Source organism: Shewanella sp. A22 (assembly GCF_053850585.1).
This window is the reverse complement of the sequence record NZ_JBSQBN010000061.1, coordinates 1-26656: the sequence shown is the minus strand read 5'-3', so window position 1 is coordinate 26656 and position 26656 is coordinate 1. Positions and strand designations below refer to the sequence as shown.

Below are 26656 nucleotides of genomic sequence, written 5' to 3'. Positions count from 1 at the left end.
CAGATACTGGAGGTAGAGTAACGCAGGAGCTTGTTACCGAGGATCACTATTCGCTTCAATCATCTGCCTTGCCTACAGCACTTTGAACTCCCGCTGAAAGATCACATATTTAATAGGATTGGTATAAGTTGTTCACGTTACATGACTTTGCTGGTAAGCCAGTCATTTTGCACTTTTGGGCGACTTGGTGCCCATACTGTAAAAAGCTTCAGCCTGGTTTAGAAAAGCTGCGACTTAAGTATCAAAATACAGACTTAAAAATGATAGACATTAGCTTTAATGAAGATGCTAACGCGGCCCCTAGGCAAAGCTTGTTAGCGCGGGGTGTAAAGATGGAGACGCTGATAAAGGGGGATGATGTTGCGAAACTTTATGATGTTAGAGGAACACCTACAACCGTTTTCATCGGCCGTAGTGGTCATATTGCGTGGGTAACTAATACCTCTGACCCAGATGATCCTAATTTAGAAAAAGCGGTGCAATTTATACTGAAATAACCGAAATGGTGTAGGTTTACTGCTGTGTTCTGTTTAGAGTGAATTTTAAAATAAGTGGCCCGAATAGTGTTGTTAGCGCAATGACCATAACCAATATAGCAAACTCTTTTGCCTCGATGACACCGAGTTGACGACCCATTTCAGCAAATACTAACCCGACTTCTCCCCTAGGCACCATTGCTGAACCAACGATACATTTTTCTTGCCAGTTTGAACTGGCTGTTAATCCTGCAAAAAACTTACTTGCAACGGCGATTAATGTTAACCAAACAAGAAGGATTAAACCTGTGAAGCTCATATCTAGTTGGCTTATATCTAGGCTAATACCAACATAAACGAAAAATATAGGGCTGAATAATTGAACTAATGGTTTGGCTGATTCTTCCAATTTGTGGGTATAGGTAAAAGGGTTTTTTAAATATTGATTAAACGGCGAGGTAAATTGGCGCGATAAGCCCATTCCAACCGCAAATCCACCTAAAATAGCAGGTGTGCCAAACCAGTGTGCTAACCAACCAAATAAGCAAATTAATGCCATCACAACCATCACTTCGTAACCAGGAATGCTGGCCTTGAGGTGCATCCAACGAGTTAAGTAAATAAGCGTTCTAACTAGTGGTGGACTGAGAATAATAAAGGCGGCAATCATCAAAAATAACAGCAATGTTGAGCCAATATCTAATTCTCCAGATGAAGCAAAATTAAATAATACACTTAGTAAAATGACTCCAATGATATCGTCGATAACCGCAGCACCAAGAATAATATGTCCAGCAACACTTTGGGTTTGCTTATTTAAGGTTAATACTCGCATCGAAATACCAATGCTGGTGGCTGTCAACGCACAGCCAAAAAATAATGCGGTAAAAGGAGGAATTGAAAGCCAATATAAACTCGCTAATCCGGTTGTTATTAGCGGAATAATAATGCCGAGTAGTGCGACTCTAATTGCTTTAGGCCCTGAATGAGCAAGACGTTTTATGGACGTTTCGCAGCCGATATCAAACAGCAGCAAGATAACACCAAGCTCAGCGATGATGGCCAAGGTACTATGTGGGGTAACCCAATTGAGTAATGACGGACCAATTAAAATTCCCGCAGTCACTTCTCCTACTACGCTTGGGAATCCTAGTCGATCACTCAGCTCTCCCAACATTCTGCCAACAATGAGTATGAGAAAAAGTGACATTAAAAAACTGTCTATTGCCATCTATGTCCCTCTAAATTGGGCAATATATAATAAATTTTTGCAGTTCTAGTAAAGTTGATTCTGATCAATTTTTGCTCTGATACTTGAGCACAAATTTACGCTATTCGCTAAGCTAAAGATAGTTGTTGGTTCACGTTTTGTGAGTTTAAAAAACAGTTTCATTTAAGGTATTTTGGGAAGCATATACTTGTTATATTAGAAAATATTAAAATAAATTGGTTGATATAAGGAGATTTAAATGAACAAAATGTTTGTTATCGCTCAAATGGAACAAGCGCATACTGATGCTGTTGCTATTGGATTAACATTAGCAAAGCAGTTGAATAAGCGAGCGGAGGTCTTTGCTTACACTTATGCCTATTTAGGTGGTGCAGATAATTACCAGCCTAGGCTTGCTGGTATTGCGCAAAAAAAGCTAATGGAGCAACGGGAAAGTCAACTGTTAGCCCAATTGGGCTCCCTTGATGCTGAAGATGTGCCATTACATGTGATATGGAGTAAGTATCTATTTGAACATGCGTGTCATCATTCTGCCCGCCATAGTTTTGATCTTATGGTCAAGGCTGTTCATCATGCCGACCATTATTTACCTACAGATTGGCAATTAATACGCAATACTAAAATCCCATTATTATTACTCACAAACAATCCGCTCCATAAAGGCGGGAAAACCCTTATTTCTCTAGATTTAGACACTAAAAACCCAACCAAAAAACGCCTCAATGCAGCCGTTATCGCCAATGGTAAAGAGATTGCTAAAGCAACCGGCACTCAACTACATGCCGCATATGTGTTAAGGATCCCTAAAATTATTCGTGATATGGATTTGCTCGATATTAACGCTTTAGTTAAAAAAGCCTACGCGGAACATAAACAACAAATTGCAGATATAGGCTTAGAACCTGATTGCATGCACATTATCTCGGGTGAGCCTGAATTGTGTTTATTCGAGCTAGCATGTCGACTAAATTGTGAATATTTTGTGATTGGTGCAAGGCAGCGACAAGGATTATTAGGTCGTATTATTGGTAATACTGCAGAAGCCATTTTAGGCCGTATGCGCAGTAATGTATTGGTGATCCCTGCAGAGGAATAACCATTTTCATTAGGGCCTATTGATCTTTCAAGGTTGTTTTTGTAGCGAATTGTTGGTCATTTGTACAAGGCAGAAACTTTGTGGTGTAGTTATTCTACACAAAAAGTCGATAACGCAGTAAAAATGACCAACAAACGCTGCCCGAAGGGTTCGGCTAAAAACGTTTTACTCTTTGTTGAGTCACTCTTCGTTAAGTAAAAGTAGCTTAGATTGCTAGACAGCAATCCGCTCGCCTCGATTAAAACGTTTTTATCTCGAACAAAATTTAACCAGCAAAGATCAACAGACCCTAATATGCAGATAATATAAAGCCCGGCGGGGAAACCGGGCTTTATTGAGCGTGATGATTAAATCCTAAAAAGTCATTTCAGGCACATGCTCAGGGACCACTAGCTTACCAGCTGTTTTTGTGACGATCTCTTTAACAGATACACCAGGTGCGCGCTCTAAAAGATGGAATGCGCCATCTTTAATTTCCATAAAGGCCAAATCTGTCATTACACGTTTAATGCAACCATAACCGGTTAATGGCAGTTCACATTTTGATAATAATTTTGAATTACCGTGTTTGTCTGCATGCATCATGGTGACAATGATATTGTCAGCACCAGCGACTAAATCCATTGCACCGCCCATGCCTTTAATCAGTTTGCCCGGGATCATCCACGAGGCAATAGAGCCGTTAACATCCACTTCAAATGCGCCTAGTACGGTAAGATCTACGTGACCGCCACGGATCATCGCAAAGCTTTCTGCTGATGAAAAGAATGACGCTCCAGCAACTGCGGTGACTGTTTGTTTGCCAGCGTTGATGAGATCGGCGTCTATGGTTTCTTCAGTTGGAAACTCGCCCATGCCGAGTAAACCGTTTTCAGATTGCAGCATCACTTGCATGCCTTGTGGAATATAGTTGGCCACAAGGGTTGGAATACCAATACCAAGGTTTACGTAAAAACCGTCTTGTAATTCTTTTGCTACGCGCTGGGCGAGTTGTTCTCTGGTCAGTGCCATGGTGTTATCTCCCTTATTTCGCAGCTTTGACGGTACGTTGTTCAATACGTTTTTCAAAGCTGGCTTTGATAACGCGATCAACATAGATACCTGGTGTATGAATGTGGTCTGGGTCGAGCTCGCCTGGTTCAACAATCTCTTCAGCTTCAACCACGGTAATTTTACCTGCGGTAGCCATCATTGGATTGAAGTTAGCGGCGGTTTTACGAAACACCAAATTACCCATAGTGTCGGCTTTCCAGGCGCGAACTAAAGCAAAGTCTGCCGTCAATGATTCTTCTAATACGTAGTGACGACCTTTAATTTCGCGGGTTTCTTTACCGTCAGCAATGGGGGTGCCGTAACCTGTAGCGGTGAAAAATGCTGGAATGCCTGCGCCGCCAGCACGAATTTTTTCAGCCAATGTGCCTTGTGGCGTGAGTATTACATTAAGCTCACCAGACAACATTTGTTGTTCAAAGGTGGCATTTTCGCCAACATAAGAGGCAATCATGGTCGAAATTTGATGTTGTTTAAGTAATAAGCCTAAACCAAAATCATCAACCCCAGCATTGTTTGAAATGGCAGTTAAGCCTTTTACACCCAATTTAACCATGTGGTTAATTAAGCCTTCTGGGATACCACACAAACCAAATCCGCCGACCATAATGGTCATGTTGTCATTCAGTCCTGCTAGTGCTTCGTCATAGCTGTGGACGACTTTATTGAATCCTGCCATCTTGTTGTCCTTATTGTTATGTTCACAACGGTGAGTTTTTTTCTGCTAACCAGTGTGAGTATATGTGATTATGTTCTGATTGCATTTGCCACTTTAGACCCATTAGCGCGCCCCAAAACGCGGCTAATGTTGTCGCCCGCTAATGCCAGCTTTGTTAAGTCAATACCGGTATCAATCCCCATGCCATGAAGCATATACACCAAATCTTCTGTGGCGAGATTGCCCGATGCCCCTTTTGCGTATGGGCAACCCCCCAAACCTGCAACTGAGGCGTCAAACACGCTGACACCGGTTTCAAGGCAGGCAAGTATGTTGGCTAACGCTTGGCCGTATGTGTCGTGAAAATGCAAAGCTAACTTATCAACAGGAACCACTTTGGCGACAGCCTCAACCATTTGCCGCGCTTTATTGGGAGTGCCAACACCGATGGTGTCGCCTAATGAGATTTCGTAACAACCCATTTGATAAAGGATCTCAGATACCCTTGCGACTTCACTCACTGCAATGTCGCCTTCGTAAGGACAACCCAGCACACAAGACACGTAGCCACGTACTGCAATCCCATGTTGTTTGGCGGCTTCCATTAACGGAATAAAGCGTTCGATTGACTCATCGATTGAGCAATTAATATTTTTTTGACTAAAGCTTTCAGATGCTGCGCCAAAAATAGCCACTTCATCCGCACCTGCAGCAAGGGCTAGTTCAAACCCTTTTAGGTTAGGCGTTAATGCACTGTAAACCACACCAGCTTGTCGTTTTAGTTGCTGTAATACGACATCAGAATCGGCCATTTGTGGCACCCACTTAGGTGACACAAAGCTACCCGCTTCAATACGTTTAACACCAGCATCGGCAAGTTGGGTGATGAGCGAGAGTTTGTCTGCAGTGGTCACCGGCACTTCGTTTTGTAAACCGTCACGGGCGCCGACTTCAAAAATGCTCACTTTAGTCGGTAACATTTACGCTTCCTCGATGTTAGCTTCAGAGGCTAATGGTTCAACATTTAAGAGTTGTGCGCCGTCACTGACAAGCTCACCGCTTTGGAAATAAAACTCGCTCACCACGCCATCAAATGGTGCCTCGATGGTGTATTCCATTTTCATGGCTTCCATCACTAATAAACCTTGGCCTGCTTTAACTTGCTGGCCCACTTCCACTAAATGAGTCACAACAGTGCCATTCATGGGCGCTTTAAGCTTATCTGCATGGTTAACCACTTCTTCAATCACTTGAGCCAATATGGCTTTAAAGTGATAACTGCCAGAAGGTAAAAATAACGTAAAGTCATCACCTTGATGGCTAACAGGGATTTTGCTCTTGTGGCCATTAATCTCAGCTAAGAGTAAGTCGGCTTTCAGTTCACCCGCTAACGTCAACACTTGGTCGTGCAAACACAATTGATATTGCTCGCCAGTGTCGGTAAGTAGCAAGTCATGTTGTTGCACTTCGGCTGATGCGTCAGTTAATAACGACACATGGTGCACGCTTGAACTGTTGAGTCTAAAACCGCTCACGAGGCCCCAAGGTGAATACGGATCTGCGCTGTTTATGGCCAACGCTTTTGCTGCTTGTTTACGTGACAGCACTTGAAAAAGTCCCGCTAGTGCTAACGCGGTATCTGCTTCAATAGCCGCATCACCAATTAAGGTGTCACCATAACGCTCAATAAAGTCAGTACAGAAGTCTGCCGCTGCAAAGGCTGGGTGTTCAGCAATGTTGGCTAAAAACTCGATGTTATGTTTAAGGCCACTGATTTGGTATGACTCAAGTGCGTGTACTAAACGTTGTAGTGCGCGAGGGCGCGACTCATCCCATACAATCAGCTTGGCGATCATCGGGTCATAAAAGTTACTGATGACATCGTTTTCACGAATACCAGAATCGATACGCACGTGACGATTTTGTTCTGGTTCACGTAAAAAATTGAGCTTACCGCTGGCAGGTAAAAATTCGTTTTGCGGATCTTCAGCGTAAATTCGCACTTCAAATGAATGACCATGAATACGCACTTCATCTTGGCGTAGCGGTAATTCACCACCACTGGTGACAACTAGCTGCCATTTTACTAAGTCTTGGCCTGTCACCATTTCGGTAACCGGATGCTCTACTTGCAAACGGGTGTTCATTTCCATGAAGTAGAAGCTATTATCGGTATCGAGTAAAAACTCAACGGTGCCCGCGCAAACATAATCAATGGCTTTGGCGGCAGCAACGGCGGCGTTCCCCATTTGAGCTCGTAGTTCGTCTGACAAACCGGGGGCTGGTGCTTCTTCAACCACTTTTTGATGGCGACGTTGAATTGAGCAGTCACGATCAGATAAGTAAATAGCGTTGCCTTGAGTGTCGGCAAACACTTGCACTTCAACATGACGTGGTTGACGTAGGTAGCGTTCCATTAACAGTTTGTCATTGCCAAATGACGAGCTGGCTTCACGGCGTGCGGATTTAATAGCTTCAAGAATTTCACCGTCGTTTTCAACGATGCGCATTCCTTTACCACCGCCACCATAGGCTGCTTTAATCAGTAACGGGAAGCCAACCGCTTTTGCTTCGGCTATTAACGTGGCATCCGTTTGATCGTCGCCATGATAACCCGGCACTAAGGGCACATTGGCTTTTGACATGATGTCTTTGGCGGCACTTTTGCTGCCCATGGCATCAATCGCATCGCTACCCGGTCCGACAAAGGCGATACCATTTTGCTCACATTTACGGGCAAACTCGGCATTTTCAGACAAAAAACCGTAACCTGGGTGAATGGCTTCTGCGCCCGATTTTTTGGCGATGTCGATAATTAAATCAGCTTTTAGATATGAGTCTGCTGGTGCGCTGCCGCCTAGGTAAAACGATTCATCGGCCATGGCCACATGGCGCGCATCTTTGTCGGCATCGGAATAAAGGGCAATGGTGCGAACACCCATGGTTTGAGCCGTTTTAATAATACGGCAAGCAATTTCACCACGGTTAGCGATCAGTAATTTGGTAAACATTATTAGGCTCCTTGTGGCTCAGATTTAGCGGCTTGCCATGTAGGCGTGCGTTTTTCAAAGAAAGCATTAAGGCCTTCTTGACCTTCATCTGATACACGAATACGAGCAATTTGCTCGCTGGTAAAATTGAGCGTAGCGTCGTCTATCACGCCGTTTTCTAAATGCGATACGAGATTTTTTACCCATGCCATGCCCTGAGGGCTATTGGCATTAAATGCGGTTATAAAAGGTGCCGCAGCGGCATCTAAGTCATCGTTAACTTCGTGAATGACTTGATGGGTTAAGGCTACGTCAGCACTAAAGCGTTCAGCGGTCAGCATAAAGCGGCGTGATTGGCGATTACCCATGGCTCGAATCACATACGGACTTATCACAGCAGGGATAAGCCCTAGCTTCACTTCGCTTAAACAAAAACTGGCGCGAGTGTTGGCAATGGCAATATCGCAGCAGCAAATCAGCCCTAATGCACCACCAAAGGCTGCGCCTTGTACTAAGGCAATAGTGGGTTTTGGAAACTTGTCTAACACATGCATCAACTTGGCAAGCTGGTGGGCATCAGTCAGGTTTTGGTCAAAGTCCATCAGTGCTTGTTTGCGCATCCAATTGAGGTCGGCGCCAGCACTAAAATTTTTGCCATTAGCACGTAATATCAACATATTGCATTGACTGTCTTTGGCAAAGTGTTCGATAGCCTGGATCATCTCGCTAATCATCACCTCATCAAAGGCATTATGCACTTCAACTCGGTTTAAAATGAGCTCTGCCACGCCTTGGTATAGACTGCATTCAATGAATTTGTATTGGTTTGATAGCATTATTTATGACTCCTTAATTAGCTGAATTAACCGCACAATTACATGCGGAACACCCCAAAGCGGGTGTCTTCAATAGGAGCATTTAATGCTGCCGATAAGGCTAAGCCGACCACGTCGCGTGTTTGCGCTGGATCAATGATGCCATCATCCCAAAGTCGGGCACTGGCATGATATGGATGACCTTCTTTTTCGTATTGCTCAACAATGGGTTTACGGAAGGCTTGCTCATCTTCTGCCGACCATTCAACGCCTTTGCGGGCTAAACCATCGCGGCGCACTGTGGCTAATACGCCAGCAGCCTGTTCGCCACCCATTACCGAAATACGCGCGTTAGGCCACATCCACATCATGGTCGGCTCGAATGCGCGACCACACATGCCGTAGTTACCCGCGCCATAACTGCCACCGATAATCACGGTAAATTTAGGCACATTGGCACAAGATACTGCGGTTACCATTTTGGCACCATGTTTAGCAATGCCTTCGTGTTCGTACTTTTTACCCACCATAAAGCCGGTAATATTTTGCAGGAATAACAGCGGAATTTTACGTTGGCAACACAGTTCAATGAAGTGAGCGCCTTTTTGCGCCGACTCAGAAAATAAAATACCGTTATTGGCCACAATACCGACAGGGTAACCGTGAATACGCGCAAAACCACACACTAAGGTTGCACCGTAGTTGGCTTTAAATTCGTCAAAGTCAGAGTCATCAACCACACGGGCAATGACTTCTTTTACATCAAACGGCTTTTTAAGATCAGTACCGACAATGCCGTACAATTCATGGATATCGAACTTAGGTGGTTTGACTGGGCTTAATAGGCTTTTGATTTCTTTTTGATGATTAAGACGCAATACTGCACGGCGAGCAAGCTCAAGCGCGTGGTCATCATTTTGTGCTAAATGATCGGCAACACCGGATATTTTAGTGTGAACTTCTGCACCGCCAAGCTCTTCTGCACTGACTTCTTCGCCCGTCGCCGCTTTCACTAATGGAGGTCCGGCTAAAAAGATGGTGCCTTGTTCTTTGACAATAATTGACTCATCGGCCATGGCAGGTACATAAGCACCGCCTGCGGTACACAAGCCCATGACTACGGCAATTTGTGGAATACCTTTGGCTGACATTTGCGCTTGGTTGTAGAAAATTCTGCCGAAATGATCGCGGTCTGGAAATACTTCATCTTGGCGAGGTAAATTAGCGCCGCCTGAATCGACTAAGTAGATACACGGTAAGTGGCAACGGCTGGCAATGTCTTGGGCACGTAAATGCTTTTTAACGGTAATCGGGTAGTAAGTGCCGCCTTTTACGGTGGCGTCGTTGGCGATAATCATGCACTCAACACCACTGACGCGGCCGATACCAGCAATGACACCAGCGGCTGGAACTTCTTCGTCATAGACCTCAAAAGCGGCAAATTGCGATATTTCTAAGAAGGGTGAACCCGGGTCGAGCAGCTTTTCAACGCGCTGACGTGGCAATAATTTACCACGAGATAAATGGCGTTCTAATGCGACAGGGCCGCCACCTTGTTCGATTTTATTTAGTTTTTGTTGAAGATCATCGACCAATAACGCCATGCTGTCTGACTTGGCTTTAAATTCGTCACTGCGAGGATTGATACGGCTGCTCAGTTGCGTCATTTCTATATCCTTAATGAAGCAAAAAATAGGGGGCTTGATTAAGGCGACACGACACGCTTGATATGCCGCCTTCGTATTGGAATGCTGGTTACTTTGACTCGTTAAACAATTCGCGACCAATTAACATGCGGCGAATTTCAGAGGTGCCAGCACCAATTTCGTAAAGCTTGGCGTCACGTAATAAACGCCCTGTTGCGTATTCGTTTACATAGCCATTGCCGCCCAATAATTGAATAGCATCTAAAGCCATTTTAGTGGCAAGCTCTGCACTGTATAAAATGGCGCCAGCGGCATCTTTACGGGTAGTTTCACCACGGTCACAAGACTTGGCCACACTGTAAACATAAGCGCGTGCAGCGTTCATACCTGTGTACATATCGGCTAACTTGCCTTGTACTAGTTGGAATTGACCAATCGACTTACCAAATTGTTCACGTTCATGAATGTAAGGCACCACGATGTCCATACAAGCAGACATAATGCCCAATGGACCACCAGACAGCACAACTCGTTCGTAATCAAGGCCGCTCATTAGCACTTTTACGCCATTGTTGAGGCCGCCTAAAATGTTTTCTTCTGGCACTTCACAGTCTTCAAACACCAATTCACAAGTGTTCGAACCGCGCATACCTAACTTGTCGAGTTTTTGTGCTTGAGTAAAACCTTTAGACCCACGTTCAACGATAAACGCAGTAATGCCATGTGCACCTTTTTCGATGTCGGTTTTGGCGTAAATAACATAGGTGTGGGCATCAGGACCGTTGGTGATCCACATTTTATTGCCGTTAAGGATGTAGCGGTCACCTTCTTTGCGAGCATGCAGTTTCATTGAAACCACATCAGAACCAGCATTGGGCTCGCTCATGGCAAGGGCACCAATGTGCTCTCCACTGACTAGCTTAGGTAAATACTTAGCTTTTTGAGCGTCATTACCGTTACGGTTAATTTGATTGACACACAAGTTTGAGTGAGCACCATAACTTAACCCAATAGAGGCTGATGCGCGGGAGATTTCTTCCATTGCCACCACGTGAGCCAAGTAACTCATGTTAGCGCCGCCATATTGCTCATCAACGGTGACACCTAATAAACCCATATCGCCAAGTACTGGCCATAATTGGTTTGGAAACGCATTGTCGATATCGACTTGGGCAGCCATAGGGGCAATTTCATTGGCGGCAAAGCCACGAACTGCGTCACGTAACATATCTACATCTTCACCTAAACCGAAGTTTAGGCTGGTATATAAGTCGCTCATTTGCTTGTGTCCTGTTGAATTTTTATTATCGTCTGGCAATAAATGTGCTGCCAACGCTTTATGGTTGCGTTTTTGGCAGTGGGTAACTCTTTAGCTGAATTGAGTCAGCCAGTTATTATTATGGGTGTTATGTTTTCAGCTGGTTATTTAGTTTTCTTTGCCGTGTTGTCTACTAAAGCAGCCTTACATTGTTGTTCGGCTGAATTAAGTTCCATTAACACAACTTTAATATCGTCCATTTGTTGTTGCAGCGCCGATTTCTTTTCATTTACTAAATCAAGCATAGTTTGTAGTTGAGTTGAGCTGCTTTTATCTGCATCGTAAAGCTCAAATAAACGACGAGTTTCTGCTAAGGAAAAGCCAAGGCGTTTACCACGTAATATGAGCTTTAAGCGGACTCTATCTTTTAGGCTGTATATACGAGTTTGTCCGCGGCGTTTAGGTTTTATTAAGCCTTGGTCTTCGTAAAAACGAATGCTACGGGTGGTGATATCAAATTCTTTTGATAAGTCACTAATTGAATATGTTGATTGAGGGCTGTGGATTGTGCTCATCATGTCACCAAAAGTGTTTCTTTTGATGCAAGATATATGAAGTTTACGTAAAGGTAAAGTTTGCTGAGGGGGTTTCAGGTTGTATTCGATTTGTTTTTTGTTAATTTTGCTTGCCACTAGAGCACTTATTATACCTTAACTATTTGTTATATTTTATTTTTTATCGTTAACATTGTAGGGCTGTTATAAGTCAAACACTTGATTGAAACATAAGGTTTTTTTATTTTTTTGTTATGTGTTATCCCTTTGTCTAATAGGGCTATATGATGAATTCTGCTCATAATCAATGTAATGCAAGTTAATTAACGGAGAGGAATATGGCTGATTTAGGACTATCAATGCACGCACAATCGATAGCCGAGCCCGAAGTGTTTTGGCAACAAGCTGCAAAAGCCATTAGCTGGGACATAGCACCTAAAACGGTATTGGATGATAGTAACAAGCCTTTTTACCGTTGGTTTTCTGATGGCAAGATGAATACGTGTTTTAATGCTGTCGATCGACATGTTCTCGCTGGTCGAGGAGAGCAAACTGCGATTCACTATATTAGTCCTGTGACTCACAATGAATATTCAATTAGTTATCGATCTGTATTGGCGCAAGTAAAACGACTGGCTGGATTGATGGTGTCTCTAGGCGTTGAAAAAGGTGACCGAGTGGTTATTTATATGCCAATGGTACCAGAAACTGCCTATGCCATGCTGGCATGTGCTCGAATTGGCGCTATCCACTCAGTGGTATTCGGTGGGTTTGCGGCGAACGAGTTGTCGACCCGTATTAATGATGCCAAACCTAAACTCATTTTATCCGCTTCTTGCGGTATTGAGCCTTCTGGTGTTGTACCGTATAAGCCTCTACTTGATGACGCATTATCTCAAGTAAGTCATCAAGTTGACCGTTGCATTATTTTAAATCGAACGGAATATCAAGCGCAATTACACTCACCAAGAGATCTCGACTGGTATGGTGCGTTGGTAGACGCTCCTGAAGTTGATTGTGTGCCGTTAGATGCGACCGATCCTTTGTATGTGTTATATACCTCAGGTACAACAGGGCAACCTAAAGGTGTCGTGCGTGATAACGGTGGCCACGCAGTGGCATTGGCGTGGTCGATGAAGCACATTTACGACATTGGTGTGGGAGATGTGTTTTGGGCCGCATCCGATGTGGGTTGGGTTGTGGGGCACTCTTACATTGTATATGGACCATTACTGGTTGGCGCAACCACCATAATGTATGAAGGTAAGCCTATTGGTACTCCTGATGCTGGTGCTTTTTGGCGTATTATTGAACAAAAACAAGTGAGGAGCTTTTTTACCGCGCCAACAGCTGTTCGTGCTATTAAACGAGAAGACCCTGAAGGCGACTTTATCAAACAATTTGATTTATCTTGTCTTAAGCAAATGTATTTAGCGGGTGAACGTTGCGATCCTGAAACCCTAAACTGGAGTCAGCGACATTTAGGTAAACCTGTGGTCGATCACTGGTGGCAAACTGAAACCGGTTGGCCTGTGGCGGCAAATTTGATGGGAACGGATCCCATTGAAATTAAAGCAGGATCGCCAGCACGTGCTGTGCCTGGTTATCAAGTCGAAATTTTAGATGCCATGGGTGAACAAGTGGCCACGAATGAAAGTGGTAATGTGGTGATTAAACAGCCCTTGCCACCAGGTACGCTAACGACACTATGGCAAAATGATAAACGCTATATTGACAGTTACTTGTCTATGTATCCCGGTTATTACTTAACCGGAGATGCGGGTTACGTCGATGAGGATGGCTATTTATACATTATGAGCCGGATTGACGATATTATAAATGTGGCTGGACACCGTTTATCAACCGGTCGATTTGAAGAGGTTTTATGTCAACATGAGGCGGTCGCAGAAGCAGCTGTCATTGGTGTACAAGATAAATTAAAAGGCCAAGTTCCTCTTGGGTTAGTGGTGCTTAAAAACGGTGTTACTTTGTCAGATGAAGTGCTTTACAAAGAGTTACTTGCGTTAGTGCGTCATGAAATTGGCCCTGTTGCTTCATTTAGGTTGGTGAGTGCAGTACAAAAACTGCCTAAAACTCGCTCTGGAAAAATATTACGTGCCACAATGCGTAAAATTGCTGACAATCAAGAGTACACAATGCCAGCAACGATTGAAGACCCACAAACCTTGGATATTGTCCGTAATGTCTTGACCAGAATGGGTTATGCTAATGCACTCACTACCGAATTAACATGATGTTACTCTTTAATCATTAACCGTAGCATTTGATGCGTTGATTTGTAACCGAAACCATAAAGGCTCAGACTTTTATGGTTTTATCTATTGTGTGTTTATGTTTTGTTCTGGTGTATAGATTGGAAACGTATTGTAAAAAACAGCGTTTCCGTGTTTTGTGACTGGTAATTTAGTTACAAGAATCGCTATAATTGCCACCCAAATGGATTCGCACTACGCGATTAATCTCTGTGACCTGTGGAAAATACACTAATGAATAACCACACCCAACAATCTCACGTCGGCGTTATAGGCCTTGGTGTGATGGGCAAGAACCTTGCACTAAATATCGCGGATAACGGCTATCATGTTGCTGTTTTTGACCTCGATACACTCAAAGTTAATGCTGCAGTGACTCAAGAAGAAACTGAGCGTAAAGCGGGAATAAAACCGCGCATGCAGCTATGTAATAATCTTACAGAAATGCTCTCCAATCTTGCTAAACCTCGCGTTATTGTCTTATCTGTTCCTGCTGGGGCGCCAGTTGATGGTGTTTGTAAATCGCTAATTGAAGCGGGTATTGAAGTTGACGATATTGTTATTGATACCGGTAATAGCTTATGGACTGATACTGTTGAGCGTGAAACCCGTTATAAAAATCAATTTGTATTTTTTAGTTCCGCGGTGTCAGGAGGGGAGGTTGGTGCCCGCTTTGGTCCGTCATTAATGCCTAGTGGTCATGAAAGCGCATGGCGTTATGTTGAGCCTATTTGGAATGCGATTGCGGCAAAAGTTGATCCACAAACCGGGTTACCCATTGAGCGCTTTGAGCCTGGTAATCCTGTTACTGAAGGTGAGCCTTGCACAGCTTATATTGGTCCTGCCGGCTCTGGTCATTATGTTAAAATGGTTCACAATGGTATTGAATATGCGGATATGCAACTTATCTGTGAAGCATACCATTTACTTAGCGATGGCTTAGGTATGTCCGCACACGATATTAGCGGCATTTTTAGCGACTGGAATAAAGGTATTCTTAACAGTTACCTTATGGAAATCAGTGCAGAAGTCTTACAGCAAGCAGATCCACTAACGGGCAAACCATTGGTTGAAATGATTTTGGATAAAGCTGGCCAAAAAGGAACGGGTTTGTGGACGGCTGTGAGCAGCTTACAAATCGGTTGTCCTGCCCCAACGATTGCTGAAGCCGTATATGCTCGGGCAGTCAGTACTCAGAAAAACTTGCGCAAGCAGTTAAGTTCAAAACTAGCGGGCCCTGCACAAGTTTCATTGAATGATGCCGACAAAGCTGAGTTTATTGCTAATCTTGAAGATGCATTATATTGCGCCAAAGTATGTTGTTATGCTCAGGGTTTTCAGCTGATGGCTATGACAGCTAAAGAACAGCACTGGACGTTAGATTTTGCCGAAATTGCTAAAATTTGGCGTGCGGGTTGTATTATTCGTGCTACGTTTTTGCAATCGATTACTCAGGCTTATCAAGAAGATGCAAACCTAGAAAGCTTATTAATGGCTGATACATTTAGCAAAACGTTGTCGCAGAAACACCTTCGCTGGCGTAAAACAGTAGCAGCCTCGGTGATGCAAGGTATTCCGGCTCCTTGTATTAGTTCAGCTATTGCCTATTACGACAGTTACCGCAGTGAAACGTTGCCGGCTAACTTGTTACAAGGCCAGCGTGACTTTTTTGGTTCGCACACTTTTGAGCGTACAGATAAGCCTCTTGGTGAGAAATACCATTTAGATTGGAGTGCTAAGCAACGCACTTTGTCTAAGGTGTAGGTTTACTAAGATTTAAAAGGCGTCTCATCTAAAAAATGAGGCGCCTATTTATTGCTATGGAATGGGTATAAAAATAAGTTAGGTTAGTGAGAAATATAACCCAATGCTAAATAGCAGACTGAAAATCATTGTAAGTTTGGCTGTTTGTCCAAGTATTGGGTTTAATGCTTCACCTGAGTTATTGTGAAATTCACGGCTGAGGTTGCGTGCAATGATTAACGAAACACCCGATAGTAATACTGGTAATCCATCGAGCGAACCTAGCAAAAAACCAGCTATGATGATCCCAAAAGGCATGTAAATAAAACTTTGGTACAAGACTTTAGCTTGTGACTCTCCAATACGTACTGCCAGTGTATTTTTTCCTGCTTTGGTGTCAGTAAAAATATCGCGGGTATTATTAACCAACATAATCGCTGCATTAAAGAAGCCAATGGCGCAACCCAATAACCACGCGGTGAGGTTTGTTGTTCCTGCTTGAAGGTAATAACTGCCGACAACAGCCACTAAACCAAAAAAGACGAAGGCCGCGATTTCGCCTAACCCATGCGAGGCTAGTGGATATGGACCTCCACTGTAACATAAGGCTCCTAGAATAGAGGCTACAGCGAGAATGGCAATGGGCCATCCACCGTGAACGATTAACAATGAACCGACTAACAATGCCGTCAATAGGCAACCTATCATGGCATTACGTACCAGTAAGGGGGCAAGAATACCACTTTGAGTAACTCTAACTGGGCCTATACGTTCTTCAGTATCAATGCCATTTTTAAAGTCAAAATAGTCGTTGGCGAGGTTAACCGATATTTGTAACAATATGGCACATAGCATTGAAGTAAAGGCAATGAGTAAGTTAAATTGTTCTAGCCCAATGGCGAGCATATTGCCAATTAATAGTGGGCCGATTGCCGCTGGCAGTGTTCGTGGGCGAATAGCTATAAACCATGATTGCATTAAGCTAGGTTGCATAATATTGTGAGACGCAGTGTTGATTAGTCATATCTAATAGCATAACAAAAATTCAATTAGCTTGCCGATATGAATATTTGCGTTGTATCACTATTTTACGATTTGTCGGGGGATCAAGGAAAATCAGCAGTTAGTATAGAATAAGCTAGAAAACATCAGCTTAACTAAGGTAATCTTATTGTTAATTAATGTTGTGAAGAAGGTATTATGAGTCAGGTATTAAATGATTTATTGTCATTATTGTCACTTGAAAGAATTGAACATGGCCTGTTTCGTGGTCAAAGCCAAGACTTAGGCTTTGGACATGTTTTTGGTGGGCAAGTAATGGGTCAAGCATTAAGTGCAGCAAAACAGACGGTTAGCGAAGACCGGCATGTACATTCTTTACATTCATACTTTTTACGCGCAGGTGATGAAAAGTTACCGATAATTTATGATGTAGAGAATATGCGTGATGGTGGTAGCTTTAGTGCTCGTAGAGTGAAGGCTATTCAAAAAGGTCGACCGATTTTTTACATGACCTGTTCGTTCCAAACTGTCGAAGAAGGTTTTAATCATCAAGACCCAATGCCTAATGTACCCGGCCCTGAAGGATTACTTAATCAGCAAGAACTTGCAATGACGATGCGTGATAAAGTACCTGAGAAAATGCTAGAAAAATTTATGGCAGACTCGCCAATTGAAATGCGCCTTGTTAATCCACTGCATCCAATTGCACCTGGTACAAATGAACCAAAACGTTATGTTTGGTTGCGTGCTAATGGTGTGGTTCCAAGTGATCATAGTATTCAAGAGTATCTTTTGGCATACGCATCCGACTTTAATTTTTTGGTTACAGCTGCACAGCCTCATGGGGTGTCTTTTCCTACACCGGGTATGAGAATGGCGACAATTGATCATGCTATGTGGTTTCATCGTCCGTTTAATATGGGGGAGTGGCTACTGTACTGTATTGATAGCCCTAATGCCGGTGGTGGACGAGGATTTGTTAAAGGCCAGTTTTTTGATCAACAAGGGCGACTCGTTGCTTCTGCAACACAGGAAGGTTTGCTTAGAATGAGCAAGTAGGGACAAACATGACAATGCTTAAAAACGGAATACAATTATTGCTTGTCGCTTTGATTGCCACAATGCTGAACGGCTGTGTTACCGTCGGGCCAGAGAAACCTATTATTGTTAATGGTTATGCGGGTTATTCGGAAAAAATAGCTTTACCTCAAGGTTGTAAAATTAACATTGCGCTGATCGATTTTAATACACCGGGGGCGATTATTTCTCAGAAAAACTTTGATGTAGCTAGAGCTCCCGTCCCATTTAAATTTACGTTACCTGCTGAGCTCATTAGTCGCAGCGTTGATTATGGTGTAGTGGCGATGATCACGTACCAAGGTAATGTTATTTTTCAGACCTATGATAAGTTTCGTGTGATCAATAACGGAAAATATACCACTGATGTGTTGATGAAACGCGTTAAATAAGCGCTATAACAATGTAGCTCACAAACTCTTATGCCCGCCATTGATCTATTTATTCGTCGGGTAATAATCTGTTTCCTATCCTAATGTGTTGTTTAGGTTGTTTATGACAGACATAATGCCGACTTATCGTTCGCATGCACAAACTCGTTTGATTTGGGCTTTGTGCATTGCTTCTGTAGTGATTTATATTAATTTGTACACTGTGCAAGGCATGTTGCCATCTATTGCCGAGCATTTTGATGTGTCGGGTGCACAAGCGACTTTGGTGTTATCCGTAACCAGTTTTACCTTAGCGTTTTCATTACTTTTTTATGCGGTATTATCTGACAGAGTGGGTCGATTAGTCCCTATTGTTGTCAGTTTATGGTTACTCGCAGCATCTAATATTTTATTAATATTTGCTCAAACATTTGACGATTTAGTGTGGGTACGTTTACTGCAAGGCATTTTGTTAGCTGCTGTTCCAGCTATTTCGATGGCGTATTTTAAAGAACAATTGGCGCCTAATTTTATGCTAAAAGCCGCAGCTGTCTATATTATGGCTAATAGTATGGGGGGGATTTCTGGGCGGATATTTGGTGGCTTAATGGCACAGAATCTGTCTTGGCGATCGTCTATGGGCTTAGTGTTCGTGGTCACGTTAATTGGTGTGGCATTGGTCACGTATTTATTACCGCGTAAAGAAATTAAGCCTAATGTGATTAAGCAAAAAATGTCTTTACTGCACAAGGTTAAGCAAGATATTAATGGCTTTATGTTTCACCTTTCTGACTCACAAATGCGCTTAGCTTATATCATAGGCGGTTTAGCCTTTATGATGATGGTCAATCAGTTTAGTTTTATTCAGTTGCATATTATGGCTGAGCCTTATGGTTTGAGTCGTTTTAATGCAACCTTGATATTTTTATGTTATTCAAGTGGCACCTTTGCATCATATCTATCGGCAAAGTGGATTGTACGCTATGGCTCTATGCCATTATTTCGGGTGGCATTATGTTTAATGGTGACAGGCACATTATTGACCTTGGTTGATACCTTGACCGCGATTGTGGTGGGTTTTTTGATTAGTGCTTGTGGTTTTTTCTTAACGCACAGTTGTTGTAATTCCTTTGTAGCGATTCGAGCTACCAGTCATCGTGCCAAAGCGACATCATTATATTTATGTTGTTATTACCTTGGCGCATCCCTAGGTGGGCCCTATTTAATGCTATTTTGGCATAAAGCTGAATGGAATGGTGTCGTTATAGGTTCAATGAGTCTTTTGGTGTTGTTATTCGTGGCTATTTGGCGTTTGGGGATACATCAACAACGGCTTGTTGATGTATCTTCGCCAGACTAACTTTCGATAAATTGTTTGCGGTCTAGGTCAAACTTGCGCATTTTGTCGTACAAGGTTTTACGGGGTAATTCGAGCTGTTCCATGGTTAATTTGATGCTGCCTTTATTGTGGCTTAAGGCTTCTTCTATCAACATTCGCTCAAAAAACTCTACTCGTTGTTGTAACGACATACTGGTATACATTGTGGTGTGACTGTCTAGGTTGCCAGCAAAAGCCGCTTCTGCGCCCAATAACACATAACGTTCCGCCAAGTTACGCAGTTCACGAACGTTGCCCGGCCAGTCATGTGATGTGAGTACCATGGTTTGTTCTGGCGTTAATGCAATTAATGCTTTGTGGTAGCGTGCCGATGCAATGCGAGCAAAGTGCAAAAATAGTAGTGGAATGTCTTCTCGACGATCTCGTAATGGAGGGATCACAATAGTAACGAGATTAAGACGATACAATAAATCTTGTCTAAATGTCCCTTCTTCACACAGTTGCTGTAAATTCAATTTTGTTGCGGCAATAACTCGTATGTCCAAATCTATTGGGGTATTAGATCCTAATCGTTCTACTTTGCGATCTTCTAGTACTCGGAGCAATTTAACTTGCAGTGCCATGGGGGTACTTTCTATTTCATCGAGGAGTAATGTGCCACCATTTGCATACTCAAATTTACCAATTCGGCGTTTATCAATACCGGTAAATGCTCCTGATTCGGCGCCAAATAGTTCGCTTTCAATTAGGTTTTCTGGGATTGCACCACAGTTAATCGCGACAAAATTGGCCTTGTTACGGTAGCTATGATCATGTAAATATCGTGCGACCAGCTCTTTACCTGCACCGGTTTCGCCTTCGATCATGATGTCTGTAGGTGTGTCGAGTACTTGGTCTATAAGGTGGCGCATTTTCATTACGCTGGGGCTATTACCGAGGATCCTTGGACCTGGCGCTATGTGGGACTCAAGCTCACGTTTTAATTTGCGATTTTCTAGAGTAAGCGATCGCTTATCGAGTGCTCGTTTAGCGACATCAAGAATGTGTTCGTTATTAAACGGTTTTTCAATAAAGTCGTAAGCGCCTTTTTTTAACGCATCGACTGCCATGGCAATATCACCAAATCCAGTGAGTAACACAATAGGGAGGTCATTATCTTGTAGCTTAAGTTGTTGCAGTAAACTTAATCCATCTAATTGGGGCATATTTACATCTGAAATGATTATTCCTGGCCAATTGGGAGTAATGTGACGAATAATGGTGTGTGGGTCAGTAATAGCCAATGCTGTGATATTTTCGAGTTTAAATAATTGCTGTAACACGATGCCGATATGTGGCTCGTCATCAACAATAATGATTTGATAGTCGTTGATGTTTTGTATTTGGGTCACGTTTACACTTCCTCACGTAAATAAAGCGGCAGCACGATATGAAAAATAGCGCCGCCTTGTTGTGCGTTTTCAACAGTGATTGAGCCTTGCATTGATTCGATAATTCGTTGTGATATCGATAAACCTAACCCTAAGCCTTGGCGTTCGCTGGTGGTGTAATAGGGTTCGAAAATTTTATTCATTTGGCTTTCTCTCACACCTGGTCCGCTGTCTTGGATACTTATATTAACTTTTTCGTCACAATAGACTTCAATTTGCAGTAGGCGTTCAGTGGATTGTTGCATGGCTACAATCGCATTGCTTATTAAGTTAACTAGCACTTGTTGTAGTCTGACGCTGTCGCCCCATATTTGGCATTTACCCTCGACTAGTTTTAATGACAACTTAATACCTTGTTTGAGCATCTCAGGCTGAACTATGGTAAGCGATTGCTCAATAGATTGATTTACTTCGGTAGCATAGTCTTTACCCTGAGATTTACGAGTAAAGCTTTTAAATTGACCAATAATATCGGCTAGTCTATCAGTTAGTTGTATCATGATCTTAATATTACTGTTCGCATCTTCAATCATATTACGATTAATGAATGTTTGAGTATTTTGAGCGTAGCTTCTTAACGCAGCTAAAGGCTGATTAAGTTCATGGTTAATACTGGCAGAGAGACTGCCTATGACGGTCAATTTAGCTGCTTGGATTAATTCATCTTGCGTGTCTTTAAGTTGGGTATTGGTTTGCTCTAATGCTAAGGTGCGTTCTTTTACCCTTTGTTCTAATTGATTTTGTGATTGACGCATTCGATGCAAGTTTTTACGACGTTCGATATTGTATAATATGAACAAGGTTAACAATAAATACAGTGTGGCAGCCAATAACATGACTGGTGGTAGTGACGCGTATAATGGCTCCATTGGTGCAAATATATGAACGTTCCAATTAGCGTTCGGCATCAATTGGTGGCGTTCAAGGTATTTTGCTTGGCCTTCAAATGATGAAATTTGATATACCTGAGTAGAGTTAGCTTCACCAAGGATAAATCTTGGGGTTAAACTGAGCTCTCCTATTGGCCTATTGGCATAGCGTTTGGAGGAGTTTAAAGCAAACCGTTTAGCTTGTGTCAGTGGCGTTAATGAATTAAACCGCCAACTATTTATGCTCGAAAGAAAGACTATATTGTCAGGGTCACTGATCATAAACTCATACTGACTCGCGATAGCAATACCACTACTTTGTTGTTCAATTAGACTAATATCCACTTTTACAACCACAACACCTAATACCACGCCTTTGTGGTATACCGGATTCGCAAAGTAAAATCCGCGCTTATTCGATGATGTGCCTACGGCATAATATCGTCCAGATTTACCTGAAATTGCATCGATAAAATAAGGCCTAAATGAATAATCTTGATTAATAAAGGAGTTTTTCTTTTGCCAATTGCTAGCGGCAATTGCTATACCTAATGCATCTGTTAGGTAAACATCAGATGATTCAGTAACCAGCTGTAATTCTGACAAGTATGCATTGAGTTTATTAATCGTCTGGGGGTTTTGTTGATCGAGTAAGCCTTGTTCTAATATTGGGTTTTGTGCGAGTACCGCAGGAATATTTTCATAGTGTGAAAGTGCATTATCAATAAAAATTACCAGTTCATTGATTTGTTTTTCAGACTGTTTAGCAATGCTCTTTGTACCTTGTTCCAATAAATACCAATAGGTAACTTTAAGCGTAAGTAATAAACCGATAATGAGTACAATACTCATGAAAATATTGCGCTTTTTAATACTAAAAAATGAAGGCATACATATTCTCAATGGCTATTATGTTGGCATAGTGATTAGCATAAATTAAAACGAGCCTTAATTAAGACTCGTTTATAATACGCTAATTATTACAATTAGTAGCCGTTTAATTTATCTATGTATTCCGGTAAAAACAGTGAAATTTGTGGAATATAGGTAATCAACATTAAAAAACCGAGTAATAATATTAGCCAAGGTAGGCACGATTGGATAACCCATCCCATGCTTTTTCCGGTTATCCCTGCTGTGACAAAGAGATTGAGCCCTACAGGCGGTGTGAGCATACCTATTTCCATGTTAACCACCATAATGATACCTAAATGGATTGGATCAATACCTAGCTGAGTCGCGATTGGAAACAGAATGGGGGCCATAATTAATAAAATGGCCGATGGTTCCATAAAGTTACCGGCAGCAAGTAGGAGTAAGTTAACAATTATCAAGAAGCCCCAAGCAGGTAACCCAAATCCGACAATGGTTTCGGCAATAATGTGTGGGATACGTTCAGTTGTCAGAACATGTGCGAATAACATAGCATTGGCAATAATGAACAGTAGCATAATGCTAACTTTCGCACCATCACGCACCACATTACGAATTTCTTTATCGGTAGGTGTTTTAATGGCCGCGATCATCATGTGCCCAAGGTTGCGCAATGACGCTGACACTAGAGATTCTTGTTGATTTCGCCAAGCAACATTTTTGAGAGGTCCAATATCGCGATAACCAAATACAGAAATAAAATAAGCGTAAACACAGGCCACAGCTGCTGCTTCGGTTGGGCTCGCGACCCCACCATAAATGGCACCTAATACAATAAAGATTAATGCTAAACCTCCAAAGGCTTTAGCACTAGATAAGGCTAGGGCTTTTACCCCTGGGAAAGGGCGTGAAGGAAGTTTTTTTATACGGGCAACAATGTAAATAGCGAGCATTAAAATAAAGCCCATCATTAATCCTGGAATTAAGCCTGCCATAAACATTCTTGCTGCCGACACCTCTGTTGCTGCAGCATAAACCAGCATCACAATTGAAGGCGGAATTAAAATCCCTAAAGTACCTGAAGTGGTAATAACACCAGCAGCAAATTTTTCAGGATAACCCGCTCGCACCATACCTACAATGACAATTGAGCCAATAGCTGCAACTGTTGCTGGTGAAGATCCCGACACCGCCGCAAATAGCATACATGCCATCACCGATGCCATGGCAAGGCCTCCGCGGATATGACCTACGCTGTCCATTGCAAAGTCAATAATTCGCCTTGCAACACCACCAGTAGATAAAAATGCGGATGATAAAATAAAAAATGGAATGGCTAATAAAGTGTAGTGTTCAGAGGTTGATTCATAAAGCTTTAGCACAATTGAGGCTAGTGAGTCATTTGAAAACAATAGAATAGTTAGTATGCTTGAAAATCCTAAAGCAATGGCAATAGGCATACCGATCATCATACAAATAAACAGAGCGATAAATAGCGTTGCTATAGTCATTATTTCGCGTCCTTATCATTTTTTTCTTGTTGTTCTGATGATGTGGGTAGCGCGGCCTCATCAATTAAATGCATGCTGTCTTTAGCTTCATTGGCGAGCTGAAAGCCAACAGCTTGGTTCTTTAAGATAGCGATAAATAATTCAATAAAACGCCAAGTGAGCATAGAGAAACCGATTATTATAATACTTTGAGATAACCAGATTGGTATTGCCCCATCTTCTACGTCAATACGTAAAGTCTCCCAAGCAAAGTCAGGATCAAGTTGATGAATAAACCAAGCTGGAAAATCAATATCTTCCATCGGGATTCCAATTTGATACATTTGACTGAGGTAGTCCCACGATCCTTTTAAAAAAATTCCGCAGTAAACCAAGCAACATAAGCATGCAAAGACAGCGACTGCTTTTTGAGGCTTGCCTGACAATTTTGAAACAAAGGCATCAACACCGATATGTGCCCCTACTTTTACACCATATGACATACCAAAAAGAACGAACCAGCCACATAGCGTGAGGGTAAGTTCTTGGATCCATAAAAAACCTGTATTAAAAAAGAAACGTGCAATAACTTCACCAAAAACCAACAAAGTCATCAATGTGATCAAAAGATTGAGAAAGCCTTCTTCAAAATAACCAAATAGTCTGGACATCACGGTCATACTCCTTGAATGAGAAAGAGTGGTACTGATATTACAAAGGAAGCAGTACCACATTAAGGATTATTGGGACTATTTAGTATTTGCCGCTTGTGCTGCATCAATCATGTCTTTACCAATTTGGTCTTCAAATTTAGTCCAAACAGGTTTCATTGCATTCACCCATTGCTTACGTGCTGCAGGGGTTAATGTTACTAACTCAGAGCGCTGAGAATCGATAATGGTTTGCTTGTCTTTATTATCTTTTTCAGCAGCAATCTTGTTACCCAGTGCGATTGCTTCATCAAGTGATGATTTAAAGATGTTACGTTTATCCGTAGGAAGAGCTTTCCAGAAGGTATTTGACGTTACAACCATGTAATCTAGGACGCCATGATTACTTTCAGTGATGTGACTTTGCACTTCATAAAATTTCTTTGAATAGATATTTGACCAAGTATTTTCTTGACCATCAATTGCGCGAGTCTGCAGTAATGTAAATACCTCAGAAAAAGGCTTTTTAACGGGAATTGCACCAACAGCATCAAACTGTGCAGCTATGACATCTGACGCCATGATACGGAATTTTTTACCGTCAGCATCTTTAGGTAATGCCAATGGTTCATTCGCTGAGAATTGCTTCATACCATTATGTAAATAACCTAAACCAACAATCCCCTTACGGTTCATTGAGTTTAATAATTTTTGGCCAGATTTAGATTGCTGAAATCTATCCACTGCAGCCATATCTTCGAACAAGAAGGGTAAATCAAAAATTTGTAATTTTTTAGTGTAACGTTCAAATTTAGACAATGAAGGTGCTACAAACTGAACATCATTTAACAATAACGCAGCTAGCTCGTTGTTATCCCCAAATAACTGTGAGTTAGGAAATACATTTACGACGTACTCACCAGGTAAACGTTGTTCAATTAATTCTTTAAACTTTAATGCCATTTGCCCTTTAGGCGTGTTCTCTGCTACTACATGTGAGAACTTAATTTCTACCGGTTCAGCAAATACATTAAAACTCGCTGCTAAGATTGAAGCGATAGTTGCAAATTTTGCAATAGATTTAAATGGTTGTGTAAAGGTACTTGTAGACTTTTTCATGAGGTTTAGCTTCCTTTTTTTAGTGTTATATTTTCCTCACGTGGTGACTTGCTCCAGAACAAGTTCGCCATAAACGCATTATGAGGATATATAAAACATAGCAAGCATCAGACCACAATGTTAACTGTTTGTAACCAATTGAAATTAATTGTTTTTTATTTTATTTGATGATGGTTTAACGAATTTATGTGTGGATAGTCACACATAAATAATTGGCGGGTGGGTGGGATGTCACACATTTTGTTGTGGTGGTAGAAAGATCTCGTTTAGGTTTGTATGTTGATCTTTAACTGGGGATATAAAAAGAATAGATATAAGTGAAATTAAGTCATCACTAAACATATAACAAAAAACCACCCTAAGGTGGTTTTTATTTACAATACAAATAATGTTGTATTAGTACCAAATAATTGGTGGAGCTACACGGGATCGAACCGTGGACCTCTTCACTGCCAGCGAAGCGCTCTCCCAGCTGAGCTATAGCCCCAAATTCTAGCCAGATATAACTAAAATTTGAATAATATGGTATCCCATAGGGGATTCGAACCCCTGTTACCGCCGTGAAAGGGCGGTGTCCTAGGCCTCTAGACGAATGGGACACAGTTGATACGTTATACTCTGTATCGAGTGAATACTCACTAATGTC

22 protein-coding genes and 2 tRNA genes are annotated in these 26656 nt (G+C 42.1%); 7 read left to right on the top strand and 17 right to left on the bottom strand.

Going from position 1 to position 26656, the window contains the following annotated elements; all coding sequences use genetic code 11:
• Positions 1 to 128 precede the first annotated feature (128 nt).
• Positions 129 to 497, top strand: a complete 369-nt coding sequence (locus ACWXWT_RS12275; protein WP_456041864.1) for a TlpA family protein disulfide reductase — start codon at positions 129 to 131, stop codon at positions 495 to 497.
• A 16-nt stretch (positions 498 to 513) separates the two neighbouring features.
• Here the strand turns inward: ACWXWT_RS12275 and ACWXWT_RS12270 are convergent, their stop codons facing one another.
• Positions 514 to 1707 (bottom strand): cation:proton antiporter, encoded by a 1194-nt coding sequence (locus ACWXWT_RS12270; protein ID WP_456041863.1) that lies wholly within the window; start codon positions 1705 to 1707, stop codon positions 514 to 516.
• A 238-nt stretch (positions 1708 to 1945) separates the two neighbouring features.
• Between ACWXWT_RS12270 and ACWXWT_RS12265 the strand changes: the two genes are divergently transcribed.
• Positions 1946 to 2803 (top strand): universal stress protein, encoded by an 858-nt coding sequence (locus ACWXWT_RS12265; protein WP_456041862.1) that lies wholly within the window; start codon positions 1946 to 1948, stop codon positions 2801 to 2803.
• A 354-nt stretch (positions 2804 to 3157) separates the two neighbouring features.
• On the opposite strand, the gene ACWXWT_RS12260 is transcribed toward ACWXWT_RS12265, so the two are convergent.
• The 8 genes from ACWXWT_RS12260 to ACWXWT_RS12225 form a co-directional block, all read right to left on the bottom strand.
• Positions 3158 to 3814: a 3-oxoacid CoA-transferase subunit B gene (locus tag ACWXWT_RS12260; RefSeq protein ID WP_456041861.1), complete on the bottom strand. Its 657-nt coding sequence runs from the start codon at positions 3812 to 3814 to the stop codon at positions 3158 to 3160.
• Between the two features lie 13 nt (positions 3815 to 3827).
• Positions 3828 to 4532 carry a CoA transferase subunit A gene (locus ACWXWT_RS12255; RefSeq protein ID WP_137221863.1) on the bottom strand — a complete coding sequence of 235 codons (705 nt, stop codon included), beginning with the start codon at positions 4530 to 4532 and terminating at the stop codon, positions 3828 to 3830.
• Positions 4533 to 4600: 68 nt separating this feature from the next.
• Positions 4601 to 5491 (bottom strand): hydroxymethylglutaryl-CoA lyase, encoded by an 891-nt coding sequence (locus ACWXWT_RS12250; RefSeq protein ID WP_456041860.1) that lies wholly within the window; start codon positions 5489 to 5491, stop codon positions 4601 to 4603.
• Complete coding sequence (locus ACWXWT_RS12245) at positions 5492 to 7522, bottom strand: acetyl/propionyl/methylcrotonyl-CoA carboxylase subunit alpha (RefSeq protein ID WP_456041859.1); 2031 nt, start codon at positions 7520 to 7522, stop codon at positions 5492 to 5494.
• 2 nt (positions 7523 to 7524) lie between these two features.
• Positions 7525 to 8337 (bottom strand): enoyl-CoA hydratase-related protein, encoded by an 813-nt coding sequence (locus ACWXWT_RS12240; RefSeq protein ID WP_456041858.1) that lies wholly within the window; start codon positions 8335 to 8337, stop codon positions 7525 to 7527.
• 38 nt (positions 8338 to 8375) lie between these two features.
• Positions 8376 to 9983, bottom strand: coding sequence for a carboxyl transferase domain-containing protein (locus tag ACWXWT_RS12235; RefSeq protein ID WP_456041857.1), 1608 nt, complete (start codon positions 9981 to 9983; stop codon positions 8376 to 8378).
• Positions 9984 to 10071: 88 nt separating this feature from the next.
• A complete protein-coding gene (locus tag ACWXWT_RS12230; RefSeq protein WP_456041856.1) occupies positions 10072 to 11241 on the bottom strand; it encodes an isovaleryl-CoA dehydrogenase in 1170 nt (389 codons plus the stop codon).
• 143 nt (positions 11242 to 11384) lie between these two features.
• A complete protein-coding gene (locus ACWXWT_RS12225; RefSeq protein WP_456041865.1) occupies positions 11385 to 11795 on the bottom strand; it encodes a MerR family transcriptional regulator in 411 nt (136 codons plus the stop codon).
• 317 nt (positions 11796 to 12112) lie between these two features.
• On the opposite strand from ACWXWT_RS12225, the gene ACWXWT_RS12220 reads away from it, so the two are divergent.
• Both ACWXWT_RS12220 and gndA read left to right on the top strand, forming a co-directional pair.
• Positions 12113 to 14029: a propionyl-CoA synthetase gene (locus ACWXWT_RS12220; protein ID WP_456041855.1), complete on the top strand. Its 1917-nt coding sequence runs from the start codon at positions 12113 to 12115 to the stop codon at positions 14027 to 14029.
• Between the two features lie 252 nt (positions 14030 to 14281).
• Entirely contained in the window at positions 14282 to 15811 is a 1530-nt protein-coding gene (gene gndA, locus ACWXWT_RS12215; RefSeq protein ID WP_456041854.1) for an NADP-dependent phosphogluconate dehydrogenase, read from the top strand.
• Positions 15812 to 15889: 78 nt separating this feature from the next.
• Here gndA and ACWXWT_RS12210 read toward each other — a convergent pair whose 3' ends face one another.
• Positions 15890 to 16783: a 1,4-dihydroxy-2-naphthoate polyprenyltransferase gene (locus ACWXWT_RS12210; protein ID WP_456041853.1), complete on the bottom strand. Its 894-nt coding sequence runs from the start codon at positions 16781 to 16783 to the stop codon at positions 15890 to 15892.
• A gap of 207 nt (positions 16784 to 16990) precedes the next feature.
• Here ACWXWT_RS12210 and tesB point away from each other — a divergent pair, with 207 nt between their 5' ends.
• From tesB to ACWXWT_RS12195, 3 genes are all read left to right on the top strand, one after another.
• The gene (tesB, locus tag ACWXWT_RS12205; RefSeq protein ID WP_456041852.1) at positions 16991 to 17851 is read left to right on the top strand and encodes an acyl-CoA thioesterase II; all 861 of its coding nucleotides are present in this window, start codon (positions 16991 to 16993) and stop codon (positions 17849 to 17851) included.
• 8 nt (positions 17852 to 17859) lie between these two features.
• Positions 17860 to 18261: a YbaY family lipoprotein gene (locus tag ACWXWT_RS12200; protein WP_456041851.1), complete on the top strand. Its 402-nt coding sequence runs from the start codon at positions 17860 to 17862 to the stop codon at positions 18259 to 18261.
• Positions 18262 to 18364: 103 nt separating this feature from the next.
• Positions 18365 to 19600, top strand: a complete 1236-nt coding sequence (locus tag ACWXWT_RS12195) for an MFS transporter (RefSeq protein WP_456041850.1) — start codon at positions 18365 to 18367, stop codon at positions 19598 to 19600.
• Here ACWXWT_RS12195 and ACWXWT_RS12190 read toward each other — a convergent pair.
• From ACWXWT_RS12190 to ACWXWT_RS12160, 7 genes are all read right to left on the bottom strand, one after another.
• On the bottom strand, positions 19597 to 20970 hold the full coding sequence (locus tag ACWXWT_RS12190) for a sigma-54-dependent transcriptional regulator (protein WP_456041849.1): 1374 nt from the start codon (positions 20968 to 20970) through the stop codon (positions 19597 to 19599). The genes ACWXWT_RS12195 and ACWXWT_RS12190 overlap by 4 nt on opposite strands.
• Positions 20971 to 20972: 2 nt before the next feature.
• Entirely contained in the window at positions 20973 to 22769 is a 1797-nt protein-coding gene (locus ACWXWT_RS12185; RefSeq protein ID WP_456041848.1) for a sensor histidine kinase, read from the bottom strand.
• Positions 22770 to 22864: 95 nt separating this feature from the next.
• A complete protein-coding gene (locus tag ACWXWT_RS12180; RefSeq protein WP_456041847.1) occupies positions 22865 to 24262 on the bottom strand; it encodes a TRAP transporter large permease in 1398 nt (465 codons plus the stop codon).
• Entirely contained in the window at positions 24262 to 24921 is a 660-nt protein-coding gene (locus ACWXWT_RS12175; protein WP_456041846.1) for a TRAP transporter small permease, read from the bottom strand. The genes ACWXWT_RS12180 and ACWXWT_RS12175 overlap by 1 nt, the downstream gene beginning before the upstream one ends.
• 69 nt (positions 24922 to 24990) lie before the next feature.
• On the bottom strand, positions 24991 to 26010 hold the full coding sequence (locus ACWXWT_RS12170) for a TRAP transporter substrate-binding protein (RefSeq protein WP_456041845.1): 1020 nt from the start codon (positions 26008 to 26010) through the stop codon (positions 24991 to 24993).
• 411 nt (positions 26011 to 26421) lie between these two features.
• Positions 26422 to 26497: transfer RNA gene (locus ACWXWT_RS12165), tRNA-Ala, on the bottom strand.
• A 36-nt stretch (positions 26498 to 26533) separates the two neighbouring features.
• Positions 26534 to 26609, bottom strand: a tRNA-Glu gene (locus ACWXWT_RS12160).
• Positions 26610 to 26656 lie beyond the last annotated feature (47 nt).

Bases quoted from the DNA above. Each gene is read 5' to 3' on its own strand.
- ACWXWT_RS12225 (WP_456041865.1), bottom strand. From the start codon at position 11,795: ATGAGCACAATCCACAGCCCTCAATCAACATATTCAATTAGTGACTTA.
- tesB (WP_456041852.1), top strand. From the start codon at position 16,991: ATGAGTCAGGTATTAAATGATTTATTGTCATTATTGTCACTTGAAAGA.
- ACWXWT_RS12180 (WP_456041847.1), bottom strand. From the start codon at position 24,262: ATGACTATAGCAACGCTATTTATCGCTCTGTTTATTTGTATGATGATC.
- ACWXWT_RS12260 (WP_456041861.1), bottom strand. From the start codon at position 3,814: ATGGCACTGACCAGAGAACAACTCGCCCAGCGCGTAGCAAAAGAATTA.
- gndA (WP_456041854.1), top strand. From the start codon at position 14,282: ATGAATAACCACACCCAACAATCTCACGTCGGCGTTATAGGCCTTGGT.
- ACWXWT_RS12250 (WP_456041860.1), bottom strand. From the start codon at position 5,491: ATGTTACCGACTAAAGTGAGCATTTTTGAAGTCGGCGCCCGTGACGGT.
- ACWXWT_RS12255 (WP_137221863.1), bottom strand. From the start codon at position 4,532: ATGGCAGGATTCAATAAAGTCGTCCACAGCTATGACGAAGCACTAGCA.
- ACWXWT_RS12230 (WP_456041856.1), bottom strand. From the start codon at position 11,241: ATGAGCGACTTATATACCAGCCTAAACTTCGGTTTAGGTGAAGATGTA.
- ACWXWT_RS12270 (WP_456041863.1), bottom strand. From the start codon at position 1,707: ATGGCAATAGACAGTTTTTTAATGTCACTTTTTCTCATACTCATTGTT.
- ACWXWT_RS12170 (WP_456041845.1), bottom strand. From the start codon at position 26,010: ATGAAAAAGTCTACAAGTACCTTTACACAACCATTTAAATCTATTGCA.
- ACWXWT_RS12210 (WP_456041853.1), bottom strand. From the start codon at position 16,783: ATGCAACCTAGCTTAATGCAATCATGGTTTATAGCTATTCGCCCACGA.
- ACWXWT_RS12195 (WP_456041850.1), top strand. From the start codon at position 18,365: ATGACAGACATAATGCCGACTTATCGTTCGCATGCACAAACTCGTTTG.
- ACWXWT_RS12200 (WP_456041851.1), top strand. From the start codon at position 17,860: ATGACAATGCTTAAAAACGGAATACAATTATTGCTTGTCGCTTTGATT.
- ACWXWT_RS12185 (WP_456041848.1), bottom strand. From the start codon at position 22,769: ATGCCTTCATTTTTTAGTATTAAAAAGCGCAATATTTTCATGAGTATT.
- ACWXWT_RS12175 (WP_456041846.1), bottom strand. From the start codon at position 24,921: ATGACCGTGATGTCCAGACTATTTGGTTATTTTGAAGAAGGCTTTCTC.
- ACWXWT_RS12235 (WP_456041857.1), bottom strand. From the start codon at position 9,983: ATGACGCAACTGAGCAGCCGTATCAATCCTCGCAGTGACGAATTTAAA.
- ACWXWT_RS12265 (WP_456041862.1), top strand. From the start codon at position 1,946: ATGAACAAAATGTTTGTTATCGCTCAAATGGAACAAGCGCATACTGAT.
- ACWXWT_RS12245 (WP_456041859.1), bottom strand. From the start codon at position 7,522: ATGTTTACCAAATTACTGATCGCTAACCGTGGTGAAATTGCTTGCCGT.
- ACWXWT_RS12220 (WP_456041855.1), top strand. From the start codon at position 12,113: ATGGCTGATTTAGGACTATCAATGCACGCACAATCGATAGCCGAGCCC.
- ACWXWT_RS12240 (WP_456041858.1), bottom strand. From the start codon at position 8,337: ATGCTATCAAACCAATACAAATTCATTGAATGCAGTCTATACCAAGGC.